Source organism: Aureimonas jatrophae, assembly GCF_900104035.1.
GTDB classification, from domain to species: Bacteria; Pseudomonadota; Alphaproteobacteria; order Rhizobiales; family Rhizobiaceae; genus Aureimonas; species Aureimonas jatrophae.
The window spans coordinates 22,337-42,746 of record NZ_FNIT01000002.1 but is presented as its reverse complement, the minus strand read 5'-3'; the positions used below and the strand labels follow the sequence as shown (position 1 = coordinate 42,746).

The window sequence follows — 20,410 nt, the reverse complement described above, 5'->3', positions numbered from 1 at the left end:
CGCGTTGCGGCATGTCGCCGACTTCTGCCTTGACGGGAGCGCTGCAACATGGCGGGAGCCTCAATTGAACTCGCGCGATGTTGCCGCAGTTCTACCCTCCGAAAACCATCGCATACGAAGGCGTTCATGTCGGTCTGGTAAGATCGACGACCCGCAGGTGCCGAGGTCGTTAAACCGGCATTGGGGCGAAGGGAGCGTATGGCCACAACGACCGGGCCGGTGGATAGGTCAGTTGCGACCGGTCGCCCGGTCATCCTCGGTCGGTTGCTTGACGACTACCCCATTCAGGATCGTCTTCCAAACCGTGCGAACAAGGATCTTTCCATCGATGTCCTTACCGCGGCGGTGCCATTCGAGCATCATTCCGTCGTGCATTGCGATGATCACGGAAGCGAACTCGGAGGACGGAAGGCTCGGCGCGAACTCGCCTGTGCTCTTGCCCTCCCTGACGATTTCCTCGAGCTTCCCACGGATCCGCTCGTAGATCTGGTAAACTCGCTTGTCGGCAAGCTCTGTCGAGTTTCGACCCTCAATCGACATCTTGATAAGGCAGAGCAGCTCGTACGGTCTGCTGATCCCTTGCTGCGAGGTAAAACGGAAAAACGCGGCGATTTTCTCAGCCGCTGTCGTCTGCAACGTGTCCAGGTGCTCGATGAGCGTGTCGACGATTTCCATCTCGGCGCGATCAAGAATGTTGAGCAAGAGGTTTTCCTTGGAGTCGAAGTAGAAGAAGATCGCTCCCTTCGTTAGTCCGGCTCCATCCGCGATCTCCTGAAGCGTCGAGGCGTGATAACCTTTCTCGACGATCAGACGGACGGCGGACGCGGTCAGACGTCGAACGGACTCTTCCCGAAGCAGCGTCTTTTTGTTCTCACTCCGCGCACGTCTAGTCGTTATGCTCATCCAACCTCGCTTTTCGCCGGACCCTGCGGACCGAGGAGCCGATCTTCGTCGAACGAAATGCCGGTACTACAGCGGTGGCCAGCTGAGGCCATCGGCACTGGACGTCGCGGCTCGTGCCAGCTTGATCTCTTCCGGTTCCAGCCCTAGCTCGCGCAGCACCATTTCCGTCTCGTCCTGCATAGGCTTCCCGAGACCATTCGACAAACTACTGGTAATCTTTGGAGCCATCGCAACCCCATCGGACTGAAGGAACGGATGACGTTGCGTGTTCTGGGGATGCGTGCGCGCTTCGTCCGGGTCAATGACTGGCGTTACGCATGCATCGACTTTCCTGAACCGCTCCGTCCACTCGTCTCTACTTCGAGACGCGAAGGCAGTCTCGAACCGAGACGTCATTTCCTGCCACGTTCCCCGATCGAGATGCGCGGGCACGGGATCGTCGAAGCCGAGACCCGTCCAGAGTTGTACGAAGAACTTCGGTTCGAGTGCTCCTACTGCGACGAACTTGCCGTCGGCGCACTCGTAGCACCGGTAGTACGGCGCATTCCCTGCGACGAGACCATCACCGCGTGCCTTAAGGACAGACTGACCCCAGTCCTGAAAGTGCATGGTCATCAGTGACAAGCAACCGTCCACCATTGAGGCGTCGATATATCCACCTGTACCCGAACGCTGACGTGCGTGCAGTGCGCCAAGAATGCCGATCGCCGCGAACAGGCTGCCGCCGGCGAAATCTGCCAGGAGGTTCAAGGGTACCGCGGGAACCCCGTTCATTGGACCGAAGGCGCCGATCGCACCGGACATCGCGACATAGTTGATATCGTGACCTGCCCTGTCTGACATCGGGCCGGTCTGACCGTAGCCGGTTATGGAGCAGTAGACGAGACTAGGGTTGAGTGCGGAAAGCGTTTCGTAATCGATACCGAGGCGCTTGGTCACGCCTGGGCGATAGCCTTCGATGACGACGTCGGCTTCGCTAGCCAGCAGAAGGAAGGCCTTGCGTCCTGCCGCACTTTTCAGATCCAGACCGATTAGGCGTTTCCCACGCGACAAAGACGCTATCGGAAGGCTACCTGCACCACCGCCGACCACGGTGACGTCGGCACCCATGTCCGCCAGAAGCATGGAACAGTAGGGGCCTGGTGCGAGGCGCGAAAGATCCAGGATGCGTACGCCGGATAGGCAACCGACAGTCCCGTCCGGAAGGGACGTTTCGTTCTGCGTGGTCATGACTGAAACTTCCAATCTTCAGGCGCGGAACGCACGCGCGAATAGCGCTTCGTAATCGCTACCGCTTACCGGCCGGCCGTTGGTCGCGGTCGAATGGTCGGCGAGCGAGCGCTTGACCATGAGTGGCACGACGTCGCGCGGCACGCCCATCTCGGCGAGGCTCTTCGGCATGTCGAGATCGGCGTTCAGTTCTACGATCGCATCAGCGATCTCGACATTCTCCGCAAGACCCATGGCTTTGGCCAGGGCAGTGTACTTGGACTCGTTGCCCTGCTTCGTGAAGCGGAGGACGGCCGGAAGGATAACGGCGTTCAACGTCCCATGGTGAAGTCGCAACTCCTTCAAGCCGCCCAAGGCATGGCTCATGCCATGGACGGCGCCCAGCCCCTTCTGGAAGGTCATTCCACCTTCAAGAGATGCCATCATCATGCCCTCTCGTGCCTCGATGTCGCTGCCGTCCCGATAGGCCCGACGAAGGTAGCGCATGGCACGTGCGAGCCCATCCAGCGCGATCGCCTCGGCGGGAGCATTGACGCGTGGTGACAGGTAGGTCTCGATACAGTGCGTTACCGCATCCATTCCGGTTGCCGCGGTAAGGCCGCTGGGCAGCTTCAAGGTCAGGTTCGGATCGCAGATCGCAACCGACGGGATCATGTACGGCGAGATGAAGCCGAGCTTGCGTCCGTCCTCGAGCGTGATGAGGGCGGCACGCCCGACTTCGCTGCCGGTGCCCGAGGTTGTTGGAATTGCGATTACCGGAGGCTTGTCCGCGCGGATCCGTGGAAGTCCACCAAGGATCGCGGCATACTGTTCCAGCGGTTCTGCGTGCGTGACGAGAAGGGAGACCGCCTTGGCAAGGTCGAGGGGAGAACCACCGCCGACTGCAACGACGCTGTCGCATCCGCTCGCGCGATAGAGATCGCGGGCAGCGAGAACGGCGTTCTCCGTCGGGTTGCCTGGTGTTTCGTCGTAGATGACGGGGGCGTCGAGTTCTCCGCCTTCGAGCACGGCATCCAGAATGCCGGCCGCGATCACGCCCTTGTCGGTGATGATCAGGGGACGCGTGACCCTTAGAAGAGCCAACTCTTCGGCCAGTAGCTGCACCGCACCCCGCTCGAACTGGATGCGCGTCAGATAGGTGATAAGGCTCATGCCGCCTGTTCCGCTTTCGCGTAGACCTGCTTGGCGATGATCAGTCGCTGGATCTCGTTCACGCCTTCGTAGATTTGCGTGATCTTCGCATCGCGCATCATGCGCTCGATCGGGAAATCCGAGACATAGCCCGAGCCGCCGTGCAGCTGCAGAGCATCGATCGTCGTCGCCATCGCCGTGTCGGAACAGAATAGCTTGGCCATCGAAGCGAGTGAACGCGCGTCCGCTTCGCCCGCGTCGATCGCGGACGCCGCCCGGTACAGGATGGAACGTCCGGCTTCGATCTGGGTCGCCATGTCGGCGATCTTGCCGCGGATCATCTGGAAGCGAGAGATCGGCTCGCCGAACTGATGGCGCTCACCGGTGTACTTCAGAGCCTGATCTAACGCTCCCTGCGCGATACCGAGAGCCTGTGCCGCAATGAGAACACGCGTCCAGGTCAGCGACTCCGAGATGTATGCATACCCTTTGCCTTCCTCACCGATCAGGCGATGACCAGGTATGCAACAATCCTCGAAGACGACATCGGCGGTTGGGCTCCCCTTGATGCCCATCTTCTCTTCCCTGCGCCCGAAGGACAGGCCAGGATCGTCCTTGTGCACGGCAAAGAGCGAAAGGCTCTTCTCACCGGTTCGAACGAGTACCGTGTACCAGTCCGACCGGGTGGCATTCGTAATCCAGCGTTTTTGCCCGTTTAGCACCCATTCGTCTCCACGACGCTCGGCGCGGGTCTTGAGACCGAAGAGATCAGAACCACCTGCGGGCTCCGTGAGACAGATCGAAGCGACGACATCGCCCTCGACCGCTGGGCGGATGACCTCCTCGCGAAGTGGCTCGGAACCATATTTGTCGATCGGAACGAGGCCGGCCCAAATCACCATCAGTGTCAGGGAGGACGTCGCGCAGACGCGACCGAGTTCCTCCAGGACAATCGACTGGGCGAGAACGTCACCTTCCTGACCGCCGACATTCTCTCTGAAGGCGAGGGCGACGAGGTCGAGCCCCTTGAAGGCGGCGAGCGACTCTTCAGGAAAGCGCATGTCGCGGTCGTAGGCAGCGGCGTGTGGCAGTACCTTCTGCTCTGCCAGGCGACGAACGTTTGACCTGAACTCTTCGTAGGCGGAGTGATCGCTCATGGTGTGATGTCCTTTCGATGATACGGCGTCCTGCGACGCGCGGCATGCCGAATGCTAGAGGGGGCGCCGGGTGAGCTTCGCGAGGACGCCGACGATACCCTTGCGAAACAGAAGAACGCACAGGACGAAGATGCCGCCCTGGATGATCGTGACCCATGCACCGAGCTCGGCGAGGTAGTTCTGCATAGACACTATGAGGGCCGCGCCGATCAGCGGACCGAAGATCGTGCCCACGCCGCCGAGAAGCGTCATGAGGACGACTTCGCCGGACATTTGCCATGCGACATCCGTCAGGGAAGCAAGCTGAAAGACCAGCGCCTTCAGACCACCGGCGACACCGGCCAGGGTCGACGAGAGAACGAAGCAGAGTAGCTTGTATCGCTCGGCACGATAGCCGAGCGATATCGCCCTGTTCTCGTTGTCGCGGATAGCCTTTAGCACCTGACCGAACGGAGAATGGATCGCTCGGTAGATGAGGACGAGGCAGGCGAACGTGACGGCAGCGACGAAGTAGTAGAACGGGAGATCGGCGGAGATGTCGAAGAACCCGAATAAGGCGCCGCGCGGAACGCGCTGGATGCCGTCCTCACCTCCTGTGAAAGGCGCCTGGAGAGCGAAGAAGAAGATCATCTGGGCAAACGCCAGCGTGACCATTGCGAAGTAGATGCCCTGGCGCCGGATCGAAATAGAACCGATGACGAGCCCGAGAAGTGCCGCAACGGCAGCTCCAAGAAGAACCGATACCTCCGCACTTGTTCCCCAACGCGTGGAGACGTGTGCGCTGACATAGGCCGCCATTCCGAAGAACGCTGCGTGTCCGAAGGAGAGGAGGCCACCGAACCCGAGCAGAAGATTGAAGGCGGAGGCAAACAGAGCGAAGCACAGGATCTTCATCAGGAAGACCGGGTACACGACGAGTGGCGCGGCGAGCAGAAGGACGCCCAATACCGCGAAAAGGGCAAGATGTAAGCGCCGGTCTGCGTATCGTGACTGCAGTAGCGGAACGGACATGGCGGTCGTGGCATCGACACTCATGATCAGTGTTCCCGTCCAAACAGGCCAGCCGGCTTCAATAGAAGAACGACCGCCATGATCACGAAGACGACGGTGGACGCTGCCTCCGGGTAAAAAACTTTGGTCACTCCCTCGACCAACCCGAGACCAAACCCCGTTATGACGGCTCCCAGAATCGAACCCATGCCTCCTATGACGACGACGGCGAATACGACAATGATGATGTTGGCGCCCATGATCGGATTGACCGAGTAGATCGGTGCGGCAAGAACCCCGGCGAAGGCCGCGAGCGCGACACCGAAACCGTAGGTCAGCGTCACCATGACCGGGACGTTGATGCCAAAGGACATCACCAGCGAGGGGTTCTCGGTAGCCGCGCGTAGATAGGCGCCAAGACGGGTCTTCTCGATGACGATCCAGGTGCCGATGCAAACGGCGAGCGAGGCGAGGATGACCCATCCGCGATAGAGCGGAAGGAACATGAAGCCAAGATTGATGCCGCCAGTCAGAAGGGGAGGCGCGGCGTACGGAATACCGGAAGAGCCGTAAGCGTTGCGAAACACTCCTTCGATCATCAGCGCCAGCCCGAAGGTCAGAAGCAGACCGTAGAGGTGATCCAGGTCATGGAGTCTGGCTATGAGGGTTCGTTCAACGACGATCCCGACGACCCCGATCCCGAGTGGAGCGAGCACGAGCGCCCACCAGTACCCGAGACCGAAGTAGTTCAGGAGCATCCACGCCAGGAATGCGCCAGCCATATAGAAAGCGCCGTGCGCGAAGTTGATGATATTCAGGAGACCGAAGATGATCGCCAGTCCGAGGCTTAGAATCGCATAAAAAGCCCCGTTGATAAGTCCGAGGAGCAGCTGTCCGAGAAGAGCCGCCAGGGGAATTCCGAAAATTGTCGTCACTGGAAGATCCGGATTCAGGTCGGCTTGGACAGCGAGCCGGAGCATCCGGCTCGCTTCGGCCTGCAGCGTCTATTTCGAAAGGAGAGGGCAGCCGCCGTCCTCGATCGGACGGAAGGCTTCCTCGGCTGGAATGGTCGCCACCGTCTCGTAGTAGTCCCAGGGACCGGAGGACTGCTGAGGAGTCTTGACCCGGAACAGATACATGTCGTGAATCTTGCGACCATCCTCACGTAGCCGTCCGGCGCCGAAGACGACGTCCTGCGTCGGCATTTCTTTCATCTTAGCAACGATCGTTGCCGTGTCCTTGGAGCGGGTGGCGTCCACAGCCTTTAGGTAATGCATCATTGCCGAATACATTCCCGCGTGGGACATCGTCGGCATCGTTCCCCCGAACCGCTCTGCGAAGCGCCTAGACCACGCACGCGTCTCGTCGTTGTGATCCCAGTAGAAGGATTCCGTCAGCACAAGGCCCTGCGCCGACTGCAGGCCGAGTGCGTGAACGTCTGAAATGAAGATGAGCAGGCCCGCGAGCGTCTGACCGGACTGCGTGATGCCAAACTCCGATGCCTGTTTGATCGAGTTGATCGTGTCGGCACCGGCGTTGGCAAGGCCGATAACCTTCGCGCCGGAACTCTGAGCCTGTAGCAGGAACGAGGAAAAGTCCTGGCCGGGGAAAGGATGGCGGATGGCACCGAGGACCGTCCCGCCCGCTTCCGTAACGATCGCCGAGGTGTCCCGTTCGAGGGAATGTCCGAATGCGTAGTCTGCTGTGAGAAAGTACCAGGTGTCGAGGCCCTGCTCGACGAGTGCGGAGCCGGTACCGTGAGCAAGCGACCAAGTGTCGTAAGCCCAATGGAAGGTCGACGGAGCGCACTTAGTGCCGGTGAGATCGGAAGAGCCACCGCCAGTGACGATGACGAGCTTGTTGTTCTGGCGTCCGAGGTCGCTTACGGCGAAGGCTGCAGACGAGGTTGGCAGATCCATGATTATGTCGACGCCGTCCTGATCGAACCAGCGTCGAGCAATGGAGGATGCGATGTCCGCTTTGTTCTGATGGTCGGCGCCGACGATCTCGACGTTGATGCCCTTCTCGGCGGCGCCGAAGTCGTCGATCGCCATCTGGGCGGCAATATCCGATCCGGGGCCAGATAAATCAGCGTAGGTGCCGGACCGGTCGTTCAGGACGCCAACCTTGATATCGATCGTGTCCTGCGCGAGGGCGGTGGAGTGCCACAGCGCTGCCAGGGCAGCGCCAACGATGACAAAGTTCCTGTTCATGCAGTCTCTCCCTTTTAATCCCGCGTCTTCGGGCGCGGTAACCGGTTTGTGCGCGAAAATTTCGTTAGACGCCGAGGTAGGCGTTCAGCTTCTCCAGGCTGGCGGACAAGTCGCCGTCTGCGATTTCGTCGACTACTCTTCCGTGTTCGATGACGAAGTGGCGTTCGGCGACGGACCTTGCGAAATGGAAGTTTTGTTCGACGAGGACGATTGTGTAGCTGAGGTCCTTCAGGCGCTTGATGGTTCGTCCGATCTGCTCGACGATAACCGGAGCCAGACCCTCGGTCGGCTCGTCGAGAAGGAGGAGGCGGGACCCCGTCCGTAGGATCCGTGCGATCGCGAGCATCTGCTGCTCGCCGCCCGACAACTTGGTTCCCTGGCTCGTCAATCGGTTGCGAAGGTTCGGAAACAGATCGAAGATCTCGTCGATATGCAGGCCGCCTTCCTTGATGACTGGGGGGAGCATCAGATTCTCGCGGACGTCGAGGCTGGAAAAGATTCCGCGATCTTCAGGACAGTGCGCGATACCTAGCCGTGCGATGCGCCGGGGCGACAGGCCGATCGTCTCGTTCCCTTCGAAACGTATGGAACCCGAACGCTTGGCGATCAGCCCCATGATCGCCTTCAGTGTCGTCGTCTTGCCAGCGCCGTTACGCCCGAGAAGCGTCACGACTTCACCCTGTCGAACGGCGAAGCTCAGGCGATGAAGGACGTCGCTTTCGCCGTACCCTGCCTCAAGTCCAGATACCTCGAGGAGAGGCTGGTCGATGGCTTCCTGCCGTTGAGCTTCCCGCGGTGGCGTCTCAGGCATGAACGGTTCCCATGTACGCTTCACGTACGCGCGGATCGGCAGAGACCGTCGCGTAGTCGCCCTCGGCAAGAATTCGTCCCTGAGCGAGAACAGTGATGGCGTCGCATAGTTCGGAAACGACCGAGAGATTGTGCTCGACCATCAGGACGGTGCGTTCCCGCGCAGCTTGCCGGATCAGGTTGCTGATCCGTTCGATGTCTCCGGACGCCATCCCCGCCATCGGTTCGTCAAGGAGCAGCATTTCCGGCTCCAGGGCGAGCGTCGTCGCGATCTCCAGTGCACGCTTGCGACCGTAGGAGAGTTCCGAAGCGTATAGATGCCGGAACTCTGAAAGGCCGACCGCGTCGACGAGTTCGAGAGCACGCGCGTCATGCGCCCGAAGAACGGTTTCGGAGCGCCAGAAGTCAAACGATGAGCCGCGCAGGCGCTGCAGTGCGACCCGTACGTTTTCCAAGACAGAAAGGTCAGGAAAGACCGCGGAGATCTGGAACGAACGGACCAGACCCTTCAAAGCGATATCCGCAGGCGGTAGGCTCGTTATGTCCTCGTCGTTATAGAGGATGGACCCCTTCGTCGGCGTCAAGAACTTGGTCAGGAGGTTGAAGCAGGTCGTCTTGCCCGCGCCGTTCGGCCCGATAAGCGCGTGAATAGAGCCCCGTCTCACCATGAGGTCGACGCCGTCGACCGCCACGAAACCTCGGAATTCCTTGGTCAGTCCGCTCGCAGCAAGGATGATGTTACTCGTCATCTGAGGCGCCTAGATCAAGGTTTTCAGGCGGCCAGTCAGAACACCAAGACTTTCGAGGAGGAAGTAGTCGCCCCAGATCAACTCGCTGTCGATCGCAGTGCCGCTCTTCGGATCGAAGCATCCCTTGGTCAGGATGCCCGCGGGAACGCCGTCTGTCGATCCCGCTGGCGTCAGGTAGTCCGAAACGAGGGCGTCCACGCTTAGACGGGCGGCGTTCTCGTAGCGCTTCCTTTTCTGTTCGTCGTCAACAAGCCTTGCGAGCTTGAGCATTGCAGCCGCGGCAATCGCCGTACCTGAGGTGTCCCGCATGGTCTGCGGCGTGACAGGCGCACTGAAGTCCCAGTAGGCGACCCCGTCGGACGGAACATGATCCAACCACCAGTCGGTGGTTCGTTCCGCAAGGTCGAGCAGCCGCTTCTCGTCGCTCCTGAAGCCTGCACAAAGGGTGTATCCAAGCATTGCCCAAGCCTGCGCCCGGGTCCAGACGGAATCGTCGGCGTAACCTTTATGCGTGTACCGGCGGATGAGGTTCCCGTTGTTTGGGTCGAAGCTCGCGGACTGGATAACTGAAGCGTCCGCTAGGACGCAGTAGTCGGCCGTTCGGTAAGCATGTTCGATCGCGACACGCGCTAACTCGTCATCTCCAGTCTCGCGAGACGCCCACAAGAGAAGCGGCGACGCCGTCAGTCCGTCGACGTTCGCCTCGGACGCACCAACCGTATGAGCCTCTTCGGCGGTCGAGCCGAGCGGCAGGATGCGCGCCGTCTCGTCGAAGGTCGCAGCAAGGGACTGCGCACAATCAATCGCCAGCTCCCTGGCACGATCACTGCCGAACAGTTCCGCTCCCGTAACCGCCGAGTAATAAAATAGAAAGCCGCGAAACACCGTATCGGAGTGTACCCGCCCATCGAGTTTCGCAAGCCACTCCTCGGCCTTCGCGCCGAACCAGTGGTCGCTCGAGTAGGCTGCCGCAAGCCAGAGTTCGCCGACCCAGAAGCCTCCCGTCCAGAACCCGTTCGGTGTCGTCGTCCAGCGCCCGGTACGCGTATCGCCGTGATGTGGAAACCCGTCCAGGCCAGAGTTCGCAACGTTGCGAACCCGAGCCAACATAGCATCGATCGCCAACTCTAGATCGACTGTGGAAGGTGCGCCCATCATTTTCTCCTACGTCGTACGGACTAGAAAATACTATCCGGATGGTATGTCAACATGAAGCTCGGTTTTTTCGAGAATGGGGTTCGCATGGAACGCTATCTACTGGCGCGTAGGGCGCACGTGCAGGAGGCCGCTGGAAGTGAGGTCATCGATCTCGAGATCGGAGAAACCGAGGGAAGACAGAATCTCGACGCTGTTTTCGCCTACGTCGGCCGGTGGGAAGCGCATCGTCGGTGGCGTCCTTGACAACTTGACCGGATTCCCGGCTAGACGAACAGGCCCGTACCCAGCGATCTCGACTTCCCAGAGGGCTTCGTTTGTCGTGGCTTGCTGATGGGAAAGGGCGTCCTCGAGCGTATTGATGGGAGCACAAAGGACGTTCTGTTGAGAAAGGCGGTCGACGCATTCCGCGGTGCTGAACGTCTTGACGATTGGGCTGAGGTGGTCTTCGAGGGCTGCTAGGTTCTCGACCTGAAGTCGATAAGTCGCGAACTCCGCTCTTGTGCTGATATCGGGCTGGTCGAAGGCTTCGCAGATGCCCTTAGCTGGATTGTCGCGAAAGAGCGTCAGGACACACAGCCAGCCGTCCGACGTGCGGAACATCATTGAGTACTGTATCCAGCTCGTTCGCGTGCGATGCATGGCTAGGCTGGCTGTCTCGAGAACCTGAACGGCCAGCGCGTTGTCGAAGAGCGAAGTTGAAACCATCTGACCTTCGCCGGACCTCCCGCGCTCGAGAAGAGCGGCGAGAATGCCTTGCGTCAGGGAAGACGCCGTCAGGTAGTCGATCATAGGCGAGTTTACGAGTTGAGGGGGCGCGTCATCGTCGCGTCCGCTGCGCGCAAGGCCGCTGAACGACTGTGCGAGCATGTCCTGCCCTGGCAGACTCGCCATCGGTCCCTCGCTTCCAAATGCAGACCCTGCAGCATAGATCAGCCGCGGGTTTCGACTGCGAAGCGTTTCATAATCGAGGCCCAGGCGTTCCATGACGCCAGGGCGGAAATTGTGCAGCAGTACGTCCGCCGTATCGATTAGCCGAAGCAGTGCAGCGCGACCCTTCTCCGACTTGATGTCAAGTGAAAGGGTCCGCTTGTTACGGCAGAGAGCTGCGTAGTAGCAACTCATCTTCCCAGTTCCGAACCCGATGGGATCGAGGGTGCGCAGGATCTCGCCGGGAGGCAGTCGCTCGACTTTGATGACGTCGGCACCGAGGTCGCCGAGCATCTGTCCGGCCAACGGCACCTGCATGACCATGCCGAGCTCGACGACTTGGATGCCCTTAAGGGCGGAGGTGTCGCGCCCCGGCGCTCCGGCGGTCTTCGAACTCATTCTTGTTGCCACCTCGTAATGGGATACTATACGGATGGTATGTCATGTGTGTTTCGCTGACAACGTTTAATTGGGTAGGCTGGGCTTCCTGCTGGGACCCTCCCCAGCTCTCAGACCGTGAGAGGTTCGATGGTTCATCCCCTCCTAAAGGATGCGACGAACTGGACGCTGCGATGTCTCGCGGAGCATCGACTGTTAGAGACCCCTGAACGGCCCTTCCTTCACGTAATCGAAGGACCGACGCAGACGTACGGCGAGTTCATATCCTGCAGTGCCGCGCTCGCGAACTTTCTCCTCGGGCGCGGCGTGGCGAAGGGTTCCTGCGTAGCGATGTTCTGTCGACCGGGGCTTGCTCCCCTGCAAGGTTGGCTGGCCGCCGGACTGATCGGAGCGATCGACGTCACGATTAATCCAGCGTTCAGGGGAGAGGTTCTTGCATATCCGTTGCGTACGACACGCCCGACAGTGGTTATCGTTGATGTCGATTTGCTACCTGTCCTGATGTCGCTCGGTCCGGAACTCGACTCGGTCACCGATGTAATCGTCGTCGGCGCCGTATCTGGCTCTCCGTTGGCGGCATTTGGGTCCGCGATAGTCGTTCACGTCTTCGACGACGCCTTGGAAACCCGAGCAGATTTACCGGAGGCGACGATCGCGCCCGGCGATCCGTCCACGGTGATGTTTACTTCGGGAACGACCGGACCTTCGAAAGCGGCTCTGCTCCCGAATGGACAGGTGATCCTGATCGCCCAGCAGGCTCTCGGTGCGATTGGTCTCACCGACGACGATACGTACTACTGCGCCCACCCTCTCAACCACATAGCCGGCAAGTTCATGGGCGTCCTCGCTACGTTCCTAGCTGGTGGACAACTAGTGCTCGACCAGCGCTTCAATGCCTCGACATGGTTGATGCAGGTACGCAGGCATGGCGTGACGGCGAGCATCGCCCACGGTCCGATGATCGAAATGATCTTCAAGACACCACCGACAGAGTTCGACCGCTCGCATAGGCTTGCTCGGCTGATGTGTTGTCCCTTGCCGAAAGGGATCGGTCCTGCCTTCGAAGAACGTTTCGGCCTTCGGGGCGTCGAGATGTGGGGAATGACCGAAATCGGCTGTCCGCTCTGGACCGACCTCGAGACCCGACATCCGCAGGGAAGCTGCGGACGTCTCCTCGACGAATGGTATGAACTGGACGTCGTCGATCCCCTCACGGACGAAACGGTTGGAAGCGGACGGACGGGGGAGTTCGTCGTCCGTCCGAAACAACCATTCACGACGATGCTCGGGTACCTCGGTCGACCCGACGCAACGGTGGAGGCTTGGAGAAACCTTTGGTTTCACACAGGGGACGCGGGTTACCGAGACGACGAAGGTTACTACTACTTCGTCGATCGCATCCGCGACCGCATTCGCCGCCGGGCTGAAAATATCTCCTCCTTCGATATCGAGATGGCAGCACTTAAATTCCCCGGTGTCGCGGAGGTTGCTGCGGTTGGTGTTCCCTCAGGTATGGAAGGCGACGACGACATCATGCTGAACGTCGTTCTCGCGAAAGGGGAGAGCCTAAATGAGGTCGCGCTGATCCGGTTCATGCTCGAGGCTCTGCCTCATTTCATGGTACCTCGCTACATCGAGCTACACGACGCACTCCCTCGAACGCCGACGAACAAGGTGCGCAAACGTGAACTCGCCGCGATGGGTGTGCGCGACACCACGTGGGATCGTCACAAGGCCGGAATCTCGTTGAAGAAACTCTAGACGTGATGCGATCGTACAAAGCGGTGTTAGCCAAGCGCCAACCGACGATGCCTTCTGATCCGCCCCCATTGAGATGGTCCGCCCTGCAGTATGGGTTTTAGAATCTGAAGGAGGACGGACATGGCAAGACGACCCAAGCCCGAAGAGATTGTCGCGAAGCTTCGGCCGGTTGATAGTCTAGTGTCGCAAGGATGCACGGTAGCGGATGCGGTCCGCTCGATCTGTCAAACGTCGTTGGAACGGGACCCCGAGTCGGCGTGCAAAAGAGGGCTGACTCATCTTCGGTGCAGTTTGACGATGAAAATGGCGGTTTCCGTTGGGGATCGCTGCCATGTCGTGCCGCCTTTTACTCTCAACCGTTGCCCCGGCCGGGCTTCCGTGCACCGACCCAGCACTACATGACAGGGGTCGTGTTTCTCGCCTGGCTTAACGGGTTTCAGGATCACTTCATCATGCTGGGTGGCCACCACGCGCTGCGTCCGTTGCCCTATGTCATCGAAGCCTTCCGATTGGCCGATCAGGCGGGACTCTTGCGCGATCCCTATCTCGTCGTGAGACGGATCGGGCGGCTGCTGGCCGTCTACGGCACGGAATGAGGGACTCAGCGAACGATCATTCCGCGCTCGCGCTAAATACGGCGAGCTTTAGTCACAACCTCGACGGGCGTGGAGCCGGGTGGTCCACCGAGCGGGTGATCGATGCCTGCTCTGCCCAAGGGTTCGGCGGCATCGTGTTCTGGCGGCGCGAGATAGGGACGCGGGCGATCGAGATCGGTGATCATGTTCGAGGCGCTGGCATGCAGGTGGTCGGGCTTTGCCGCACGCCGTTCCTCGTGGGCGTCGGCACGCCCAAGAATCTTGAAGGCGAGATCGTCGCCTCGATCGAAATGGCCGCGGCGTTAGGGGCACCTGTCGTCACGATCGTGACCGGAGGGACCGAGCCCGGCACGAAAGGTCTTGGCCCAACCTGGGATCGTTTCGCCGACCGTCTCTCGCATGACTGCGAGCGCGCGGCGAGTTGCGGCGTCAAACTCGGCCTCGAGCCTTTGAACACGATGTTCGGCGGCAACCGTACCTGTCTGTTCAGCGTGGCAGACGCATTCGAGCTTTGTCGCGGCGCCGACGCCCCGAACCTCGGAATCGCGGTGGATGTCTATCACGTATGGTGGGACTCGCGTCTATCTCGAAGCCTCTCCGACGCCGGTGATCTGATCTCCGGCTACCATCTCTGTGACTGGCTGGCGGACACTAGCAGCATGCTACTCGACCGCGGAATGATGGGTGACGGGGTGGTCGACCTGCGCGACATCCGAGACGCGGTCGAAAACGCAGGTTACCGGGGCCTTTGCGAGGTCGAGGTCTTCTCATCCGATGATTGGTAGCAGCGCGATCCCAACGAGGTTCTCGACGTGATGGTCGAGCGGTTCAGGACCGTCTGTTGAAAAGGAGAAGTTCATGAAGATCCTGGTCTGCGTGAAGCGTGTCGTGGACTACAACGTTCGCGTCCGCGTGAAGGGCGACGGGACAGGGGTGGACCTTGCGAACGTCAAGATGAGCATGAACCCGTTCGACGAGATCGCCGTGGAAGAGGCCGTCCGCCTCAAGGAGAAGGGTGGGGTCGACGAGATCGTCGCCGTCTCGATCGGGGTGCAACAAGCGCAGGAAACCATCCGCACGGCGCTCGCCATGGGCGCGGACCGGGGCATCCTGGTGAAGGCGGAGGGCCGCGTCGAGCCGTTGTCGGTTGCCAAGATCCTGCGTGGTGTGGTGGAGGCCGAGCGGCCCGACCTCGTGATCCTCGGCAAGCAGGCGATCGACGACGACGCCAACCAGACCGGCCAGATGCTCGCCGGTTTGCTGGGCTGGGCGCAGGGGACCTTCGCCTCGAAGCTCGAGGTCGCGGACGGCGAGGCGAGCGTCGTGCGCGAGGTGGACGGGGGCCTTCAGACGGTGGCGCTCAAGCTTCCCTGCATCGTCACCACGGACCTGCGCCTGAACGAGCCGCGCTATGCGAGCTTGCCCAACATCATGAAGGCCAAAAAGAAGCCGCTGGAGGACAAGTCGGCCGCTGACTACGGCGTCGACACCAGCCCGCGCCACGAGGTGGTCTCGGTCACCGAGCCCAAGGGCCGGCAGGCGGGCGTGACGCTCGGCTCCGTGGACGAGCTCGTCTCGGCGCTCAAGGGCGCTGGGCTCGTTTGAGCGCGCTGGCTGGTTTGATCGGATAGGGAAGGAACAGGATCCATGACCACGCTTCTGATCGCCGAGCACGACAACCGGACGCTGTCGGGCGAGACCGCGAAGGCGCTGACGGCTGCCAAGGCGCTGGGCGCCAAGGTTCATGTGCTCGTGGCCGGCGAGGGCGCTTCCGCCGTGGCCAGCCAGGCCGCCGGGCTGGACGGCGTTGCCAAGGTCCTCCTGGCCGACGGTGCGGCTCTGGCCCATCACCTCGCCGAGCCGCTGGCCGCGCTGATCGCCGAACTCGCCAAGAGCTACGACGCGGTGGTGGGACCAGCCACCGCCTCGATCAAGAACGCCCTGCCGCGCGCCGCAGCCCTTCTCGACGTCATGCAGGTGTCGGACGTCTCGGCGGTGATCGCGCCCGACACGTTCGAGCGTCCGATCTATGCCGGCAGCGCGGTGGAGCGCGTGCGCTCATCCGACAAGATCAAGGTGTTGACGGTGCGCACCTCGGCGTTTGTTGCGGCTGGCGAGGCGGGGTCGCCCGCCCCCATCGAACAGGTGGCCGCCGCCGCCGACCCGGCCGTGTCGCGCTTCGTGTCGGACGAGGTCTCCCATTCCGAGCGGCCCGATCTGACCGGCGCCAAGATCGTGGTCTCGGGCGGGCGGGCGCTGGGGTCGAAGGAGCGCTTCGACGAGGTGATGCTGCCGCTCGCCGACAAGCTCGGTGCGGCGGTGGGGGCGTCCAGAGCGGCGGTGGACGCGGGCTACGCGCCCAACGACTGGCAGGTGGGGCAGACCGGCAAGGTGGTGGCGCCCGATCTGTATGTGGCCTGCGGCATCTCAGGCGCGATCCAGCATCTGGCCGGCATGAAGGACTCCAAGGTCATCGTCGCCATAAACAAGGATGGCGACGCGCCCATCTTGGCAGTCGCCGACTACGCGCTCGTTGGCGACGTGTTCACACTCGTGCCGGAACTGACGGGGAAGCTGTGACGACCATAACCGCCCCCGACGCACCCGAGCGCGAGCCCTTGCCCGAGCGCGAGTCGATGGAGTTCGACGTGGTGATCGTGGGCGCAGGCCCGGCGGGCTTGGCTGCGGCGATCCGATGCAAGCAGGTGAACCCGGACCTCTCCGTCGTGGTGCTGGAGAAGGGCGCGGAGGTCGGCGCGCACATCCTGTCGGGCTGCGTGCTCGACCCGTCCTCGCTTGACGCGCTTCTGCCGGACTGGCGCTCGGACGAGAGCGCGCCGATCCGCCAGCCCGTTACCAAGGACCGCTTCTTCCTCTACGGGCCGGAAGGAGCGGTGCGCCTGCCCAACGCCCTGATGCCCAAGCTCATGAGCAACCACGGCAACTTCGTGGTGTCGCTCAGCGAGGTGTGCCGCTGGCTGGGGAGCCAAGCGGAAGCGCTCGGCGTCGAGATCTATCCGGGCTTCGCGGCCTCCGAGCTGATCCTAGACGAGGAGGATCGCGTGGTGGGCGTGGCCACCGGCGACATGGGGATCACGCGCGGCGGCGAGCCAGGACCCGCTTACCAGCGCGGCATGGCGCTGATGGGCAAGTACGTGCTGATCGGCGAGGGCGTGCGCGGCTCGCTCGCGAAAGACCTTGTGGACCGCTACGGGCTGGCGCAGAACGCCGAGCCTCAGAAATACGGGCTCGGCATCAAGGAGCTGTGGGAGATCGAGCCTGCCAAGGCGATGCCGGGTCTCGTGCAGCACTCGTTCGGCTGGCCGCTCGACCTTTCGACCGGCGGCGGCTCGTTCCTGTATCACCTGGAGGGCAACCGCGTTTACGTCGGCTTCGTGGTGCACCTCAACTACAAGAACCCGTACCTGTCGCCCTTCGAGGAGTTCCAGCGCTTCAAGACGCATCCCGACATCGCGGAACTGCTGCGCGGCGGCAAGCGCATCGCCTACGGCGCACGCGCGATCACGGAAGGCGGTTGGCAGTCGGTGCCGAACCTCGTGTTCCCCGGCGGTGCCTTAATCGGCTGCGCGGCGGGCTTCGTGAACGTGCCGCGCATCAAGGGCGTCCACAACGCGATCACCAGCGGGATGATGGCGGCGGAAGCGGCCTCCGCCGCGATTGGGGAAGGGCGCTCGGCGGATCGTCTACAGCCCTACGAGGACGGCTGGCGCGCCTCCGCCATCGGCCGGGACCTCCAGCCCGTGTGCAACGTCAAGCCGCTCTGGTCGCGGTTCGGAACGGGGCTCGGCGTGGCGCTGGGCGGCATCGACATGTGGTGCAACCAGCTTCTGGGATTCTCGCTCTTCGGCACGATGGGGCATGGGGTGACGGATGCCGAAGCGACCGATCCGGCCGACAAGCACCGGCCGATCGCGTACGCCAAGCCCGACGGGGTGCTGACCTTCGACCGGACATCGTCGGTGTTCCTATCCAACACCAACCACGAGGAAGACCAGCCGGTGCATCTCCAAGTGCGCGACTTGAGCCTCCAGAAGCGATCCGAGCACGACGTTTACGCCGGGCTGTCCCAGCGCTACTGCCCGGCCGCCGTGTACGAGTGGGACGAGAGCGACCCGAATGATCCGCGCTTCGTGATCAACGCGCAGAACTGCGTCCACTGCAAGACGTGCTCGATCAAGGACCCCAACGGCAACATCCGCTGGGTGCCCCCGCAGGGCGGCGAGGGACCGGTCTACGCGAGCATGTGAGGGGCTTTTGACTTTTGGCCTGCCCCAGTTATGTGGCCCGGTTCAAATCCAATGTATGGTGGGCTTTGACCTGCTACCCGTTTCTGGACCACTCGGCCGGTCGTCATCCAGCTTCGACCGGCGGCGGTGGGCCATGTGCCGCTGATCGGTTCACCAGCGATATCGGCGGTTTGTTGCCGATGGCGCTATGGGGTCGCACCTCGTTGTGGTCTCTACGCCAAGCCTCGCATTTGGCACCGCATCGTCGAGGCTCATGAACCAGTGCTGGTTCAGACACTCTGCCCGGAACTTGCCGTTGAACGACTCGATGAAGGCGTTGTCCGTCGGCTTTCCGGGCCGGGAGAAGTCGAGCACGACACCGCGGGTATAGGCCCACAGGTCCAACTCGCGCGAGTCGAACTCGCTTCCCTGGTCGACGCGGATCGATGCGGGATAGCCCACCTCACCGCAGACGCGTTCGAGCACGCCCACGACGTCGGAAGCCCGGAAGCTGAAGCGCGGCACCACCGCCGGCGAGAACCGACTGAAGGTGTCCACAACAGTCAGGATCCGCCGCTTCGGTCCCGTCGCAAGCTGGTCATGGACGAAGTCCATGGCCCATACCTCGTTCGAGCAGGACACCATGCAGCGGCCTTCCCGCAGCTTCACCTTCACCCGGCGCTTGGGTGGTTTGTGCCGCATTTGCAGACCCATCTCCTTGTAAAGACGATAGATCCGTTTGGCGTTCACGTCCCAGCCCTCCCGGCGAAGCAGCACGTGAATACGACGATAGCCGTATTGCACGCGCGTCTCGGCGATCTCCTTCACTCGCTTCTTCAGATCGGCCTGATCGGCGCGGCGCCCACGATAGTGGTAGCCCGATCGCGCCGTCCGAAGCACACCACAGGCCCGCCGAATGCTGACCTGCCACGTGCTCCTGACGTCGTCGACGAGCTGCCGGCGCCGGTCAGGCCTCACAGTTTTCGCGAGACGACATCCTGCAGCATCGCCTTGTCGAGGCTGAGGTCAGCGACCAGCCGCTTCAGCTCGGCGTTCTCCTCCTCGAGCTGGCGCAGTCGCCGCATCTCCGACGGCATGAGACCCGCGCACTTCTTGCGCCAGGCGTAGAACGTCGCCTCGCTGCCACCGGTCTTGCGGCACACCTCGCCAACGCTCGTTCCGTCCTCAGCCTGCTTCAGCATGAACGCGATCTGCGCCTCGGAAAACTTCGACCTCTTCATTCCAAGCTCCTCTTCCTGGCCCTTCTTCATAACTGGAATCTTCCAGCTCGAAATGGTCCAGGAAACGGGCAGCAGCTCAGCTTGGCGGACACGGTTGAAGTGGCCGGCGAAGCGGGTTGGGGTGGCGCTTTCGGCCACGGCACGGCGGCGAGTGCTGGCGGTCGACAACTGAGCGCGGAGTGCGGTCGTTTGGTGTTGTAGTGTTGACGCCAACCTTCGAGGACGATCTCGGCCTCGCGCAGGCTGTAGAAGATTTCGCCGTTCAGCAGTTCATCGCGTAGTTTGGAGTTGAAGCTTTCGCAGTACCTGTTCTCCCAGGGTGATCCTGGCTCGATGAACGCGGTTCTTGCGCCAAGCGCTGTGATCCATTCGCACACCGCCCTGGCTACGAACTTCGTTCAGTTGTTGGATTGCACGTGGCCTGGCACGCCGTGCCAGATGAAGGGGTCGGACAGAACGTCGATGACGTCGGTCGCTTTCAGCTTAAAGCCTACCCGGCTCGCCAGGTACTCGCTGGGCTTGAGATCCCCCCTTCGCGCCGCACCGGCCGCTTTTGGGTGCGCCCGCACGTTGGTGCCGTCCAGAAACACCATGCCGAGCCGCAGGCCGCGCTCCGGAACGAGGTTTAGCAGCTGTTCCCAGGCATCGGCCCGAGCTCAACGCATGAACACCTGCGCCGCCCGCCACCGCGGTCCCAGTTCGGCTGGGATGGCTCGCCATTTGGTGCCGTTCCGATGCCGCCTCAGGATCGCGCTCAGCGTCCGGCGCAGATCCTGCGGTGGCGTCTTGCCGATCGGTCGGCACGCTTCGACCAACGGCTCCAGCACCGCCCACTGCTCGTCGCTCAGCATCGCTGCTCTCTGTTCGGAGACGCAAACGACCATTACACTCAAACGTT

General features: G+C 61.7%; 17 protein-coding genes and 3 pseudogenes. 6 read left to right on the top strand and 14 right to left on the bottom strand.

Features of this window, described 5'->3' with window-relative positions; genetic code table 11:
* Positions 1–228: 228 nt before the first annotated feature.
* The 11 genes from BLQ76_RS04730 to BLQ76_RS04680 form a co-directional block, all read right to left on the bottom strand.
* The gene (locus tag BLQ76_RS04730; RefSeq protein ID WP_090669790.1) at positions 229–903 is read right to left on the bottom strand and encodes a TetR/AcrR family transcriptional regulator; all 675 of its coding nucleotides are present in this window, start codon (positions 901–903) and stop codon (positions 229–231) included.
* A gap of 66 nt (positions 904–969) precedes the next feature.
* On the bottom strand, positions 970–2,133 hold the full coding sequence (locus BLQ76_RS04725; protein WP_090669786.1) for a CaiB/BaiF CoA transferase family protein: 1,164 nt from the start codon (positions 2,131–2,133) through the stop codon (positions 970–972).
* 18 nt (positions 2,134–2,151) lie between these two features.
* On the bottom strand, positions 2,152–3,285 hold the full coding sequence (locus BLQ76_RS04720) for an iron-containing alcohol dehydrogenase (RefSeq protein ID WP_090669784.1): 1,134 nt from the start codon (positions 3,283–3,285) through the stop codon (positions 2,152–2,154).
* On the bottom strand, positions 3,282–4,421 hold the full coding sequence (locus tag BLQ76_RS04715; protein WP_090669781.1) for an acyl-CoA dehydrogenase family protein: 1,140 nt from the start codon (positions 4,419–4,421) through the stop codon (positions 3,282–3,284). The genes BLQ76_RS04720 and BLQ76_RS04715 overlap by 4 nt, the downstream gene beginning before the upstream one ends.
* Before the next feature lie 54 nt (positions 4,422–4,475).
* The gene (locus tag BLQ76_RS04710; protein WP_090669778.1) at positions 4,476–5,456 is read right to left on the bottom strand and encodes a branched-chain amino acid ABC transporter permease; all 981 of its coding nucleotides are present in this window, start codon (positions 5,454–5,456) and stop codon (positions 4,476–4,478) included.
* 2 nt (positions 5,457–5,458) lie between these two features.
* Entirely contained in the window at positions 5,459–6,346 is an 888-nt protein-coding gene (locus BLQ76_RS04705) for a branched-chain amino acid ABC transporter permease (RefSeq protein ID WP_090671292.1), read from the bottom strand.
* A gap of 69 nt (positions 6,347–6,415) precedes the next feature.
* Positions 6,416–7,624: an ABC transporter substrate-binding protein gene (locus BLQ76_RS04700; protein ID WP_090669776.1), complete on the bottom strand. Its 1,209-nt coding sequence runs from the start codon at positions 7,622–7,624 to the stop codon at positions 6,416–6,418.
* A 64-nt stretch (positions 7,625–7,688) separates the two neighbouring features.
* Positions 7,689–8,435: an ABC transporter ATP-binding protein gene (locus BLQ76_RS04695; protein WP_090669773.1), complete on the bottom strand. Its 747-nt coding sequence runs from the start codon at positions 8,433–8,435 to the stop codon at positions 7,689–7,691.
* On the bottom strand, positions 8,428–9,183 hold the full coding sequence (locus tag BLQ76_RS04690) for an ABC transporter ATP-binding protein (RefSeq protein WP_090669770.1): 756 nt from the start codon (positions 9,181–9,183) through the stop codon (positions 8,428–8,430). The genes BLQ76_RS04695 and BLQ76_RS04690 overlap by 8 nt, the downstream gene beginning before the upstream one ends.
* A gap of 9 nt (positions 9,184–9,192) precedes the next feature.
* Complete coding sequence (locus BLQ76_RS04685; RefSeq protein ID WP_210184145.1) at positions 9,193–10,338, bottom strand: glycoside hydrolase family 88 protein; 1,146 nt, start codon at positions 10,336–10,338, stop codon at positions 9,193–9,195.
* Between the two features lie 99 nt (positions 10,339–10,437).
* Positions 10,438–11,667 carry a CaiB/BaiF CoA transferase family protein gene (locus BLQ76_RS04680; RefSeq protein WP_090669767.1) on the bottom strand — a complete coding sequence of 410 codons (1,230 nt, stop codon included), beginning with the start codon at positions 11,665–11,667 and terminating at the stop codon, positions 10,438–10,440.
* 129 nt (positions 11,668–11,796) lie between these two features.
* Between BLQ76_RS04680 and BLQ76_RS04675 the strand changes: the two genes are divergently transcribed.
* From BLQ76_RS04675 to BLQ76_RS04650, 6 genes are all read left to right on the top strand, one after another.
* Entirely contained in the window at positions 11,797–13,428 is a 1,632-nt protein-coding gene (locus BLQ76_RS04675; RefSeq protein WP_090669764.1) for an AMP-binding protein, read from the top strand.
* Positions 13,429–13,619: 191 nt separating this feature from the next.
* Positions 13,620–14,024: a DUF993 family protein gene (locus tag BLQ76_RS22650; RefSeq protein ID WP_090669761.1), complete on the top strand. Its 405-nt coding sequence runs from the start codon at positions 13,620–13,622 to the stop codon at positions 14,022–14,024.
* A complete protein-coding gene (locus tag BLQ76_RS04665; RefSeq protein WP_090669758.1) occupies positions 14,021–14,809 on the top strand; it encodes a sugar phosphate isomerase/epimerase family protein in 789 nt (262 codons plus the stop codon). Before BLQ76_RS22650 ends, BLQ76_RS04665 begins: the two co-directional genes overlap by 4 nt.
* Before the next feature lie 73 nt (positions 14,810–14,882).
* Positions 14,883–15,629: an electron transfer flavoprotein subunit beta/FixA family protein gene (locus BLQ76_RS04660; protein ID WP_090669755.1), complete on the top strand. Its 747-nt coding sequence runs from the start codon at positions 14,883–14,885 to the stop codon at positions 15,627–15,629.
* A gap of 42 nt (positions 15,630–15,671) precedes the next feature.
* Positions 15,672–16,604, top strand: a complete 933-nt coding sequence (locus BLQ76_RS04655; RefSeq protein WP_090669752.1) for an electron transfer flavoprotein subunit alpha/FixB family protein — start codon at positions 15,672–15,674, stop codon at positions 16,602–16,604.
* A 56-nt stretch (positions 16,605–16,660) separates the two neighbouring features.
* On the top strand, positions 16,661–18,292 hold the full coding sequence (locus BLQ76_RS04650; protein ID WP_090671285.1) for an electron transfer flavoprotein-ubiquinone oxidoreductase: 1,632 nt from the start codon (positions 16,661–16,663) through the stop codon (positions 18,290–18,292).
* 103 nt (positions 18,293–18,395) lie between these two features.
* Here BLQ76_RS04650 and BLQ76_RS04645 read toward each other — a convergent pair.
* The 3 pseudogenes from BLQ76_RS04645 to BLQ76_RS04635 all read right to left on the bottom strand — a co-directional run.
* Positions 18,396–19,512: pseudogene (locus BLQ76_RS04645) on the bottom strand (IS3 family transposase).
* A 26-nt stretch (positions 19,513–19,538) separates the two neighbouring features.
* Positions 19,539–20,024 (bottom strand): annotated as a pseudogene (locus BLQ76_RS04640) (integrase core domain-containing protein); the annotation flags it as partial.
* Between the two features lie 15 nt (positions 20,025–20,039).
* Positions 20,040–20,363: pseudogene (locus BLQ76_RS04635) on the bottom strand (transposase); the annotation flags it as partial.
* Positions 20,364–20,410 lie beyond the last annotated feature (47 nt).

Excerpts from the sequence above, each read along its gene's own strand:
- BLQ76_RS04730 (WP_090669790.1), bottom strand. The coding sequence starts at position 903 with ATGAGCATAACGACTAGACGTGCGCGGAGTGAGAACAAAAAGACGCTG.
- BLQ76_RS04690 (WP_090669770.1), bottom strand. The coding sequence starts at position 9,183 with ATGACGAGTAACATCATCCTTGCTGCGAGCGGACTGACCAAGGAATTC.
- BLQ76_RS04655 (WP_090669752.1), top strand. The coding sequence starts at position 15,672 with ATGACCACGCTTCTGATCGCCGAGCACGACAACCGGACGCTGTCGGGC.
- BLQ76_RS04700 (WP_090669776.1), bottom strand. The coding sequence starts at position 7,624 with ATGAACAGGAACTTTGTCATCGTTGGCGCTGCCCTGGCAGCGCTGTGG.
- BLQ76_RS04695 (WP_090669773.1), bottom strand. The coding sequence starts at position 8,435 with ATGCCTGAGACGCCACCGCGGGAAGCTCAACGGCAGGAAGCCATCGAC.
- BLQ76_RS04715 (WP_090669781.1), bottom strand. The coding sequence starts at position 4,421 with ATGAGCGATCACTCCGCCTACGAAGAGTTCAGGTCAAACGTTCGTCGC.
- BLQ76_RS04710 (WP_090669778.1), bottom strand. The coding sequence starts at position 5,456 with ATGAGTGTCGATGCCACGACCGCCATGTCCGTTCCGCTACTGCAGTCA.
- BLQ76_RS04680 (WP_090669767.1), bottom strand. The coding sequence starts at position 11,667 with ATGAGTTCGAAGACCGCCGGAGCGCCGGGGCGCGACACCTCCGCCCTT.
- BLQ76_RS22650 (WP_090669761.1), top strand. The coding sequence starts at position 13,620 with ATGCACGGTAGCGGATGCGGTCCGCTCGATCTGTCAAACGTCGTTGGA.
- BLQ76_RS04725 (WP_090669786.1), bottom strand. The coding sequence starts at position 2,133 with ATGACCACGCAGAACGAAACGTCCCTTCCGGACGGGACTGTCGGTTGC.
- BLQ76_RS04675 (WP_090669764.1), top strand. The coding sequence starts at position 11,797 with ATGGTTCATCCCCTCCTAAAGGATGCGACGAACTGGACGCTGCGATGT.
- BLQ76_RS04685 (WP_210184145.1), bottom strand. The coding sequence starts at position 10,338 with ATGGGCGCACCTTCCACAGTCGATCTAGAGTTGGCGATCGATGCTATG.
- BLQ76_RS04720 (WP_090669784.1), bottom strand. The coding sequence starts at position 3,285 with ATGAGCCTTATCACCTATCTGACGCGCATCCAGTTCGAGCGGGGTGCG.
- BLQ76_RS04665 (WP_090669758.1), top strand. The coding sequence starts at position 14,021 with ATGAGGGACTCAGCGAACGATCATTCCGCGCTCGCGCTAAATACGGCG.
- BLQ76_RS04660 (WP_090669755.1), top strand. The coding sequence starts at position 14,883 with ATGAAGATCCTGGTCTGCGTGAAGCGTGTCGTGGACTACAACGTTCGC.
- BLQ76_RS04650 (WP_090671285.1), top strand. The coding sequence starts at position 16,661 with ATGGAGTTCGACGTGGTGATCGTGGGCGCAGGCCCGGCGGGCTTGGCT.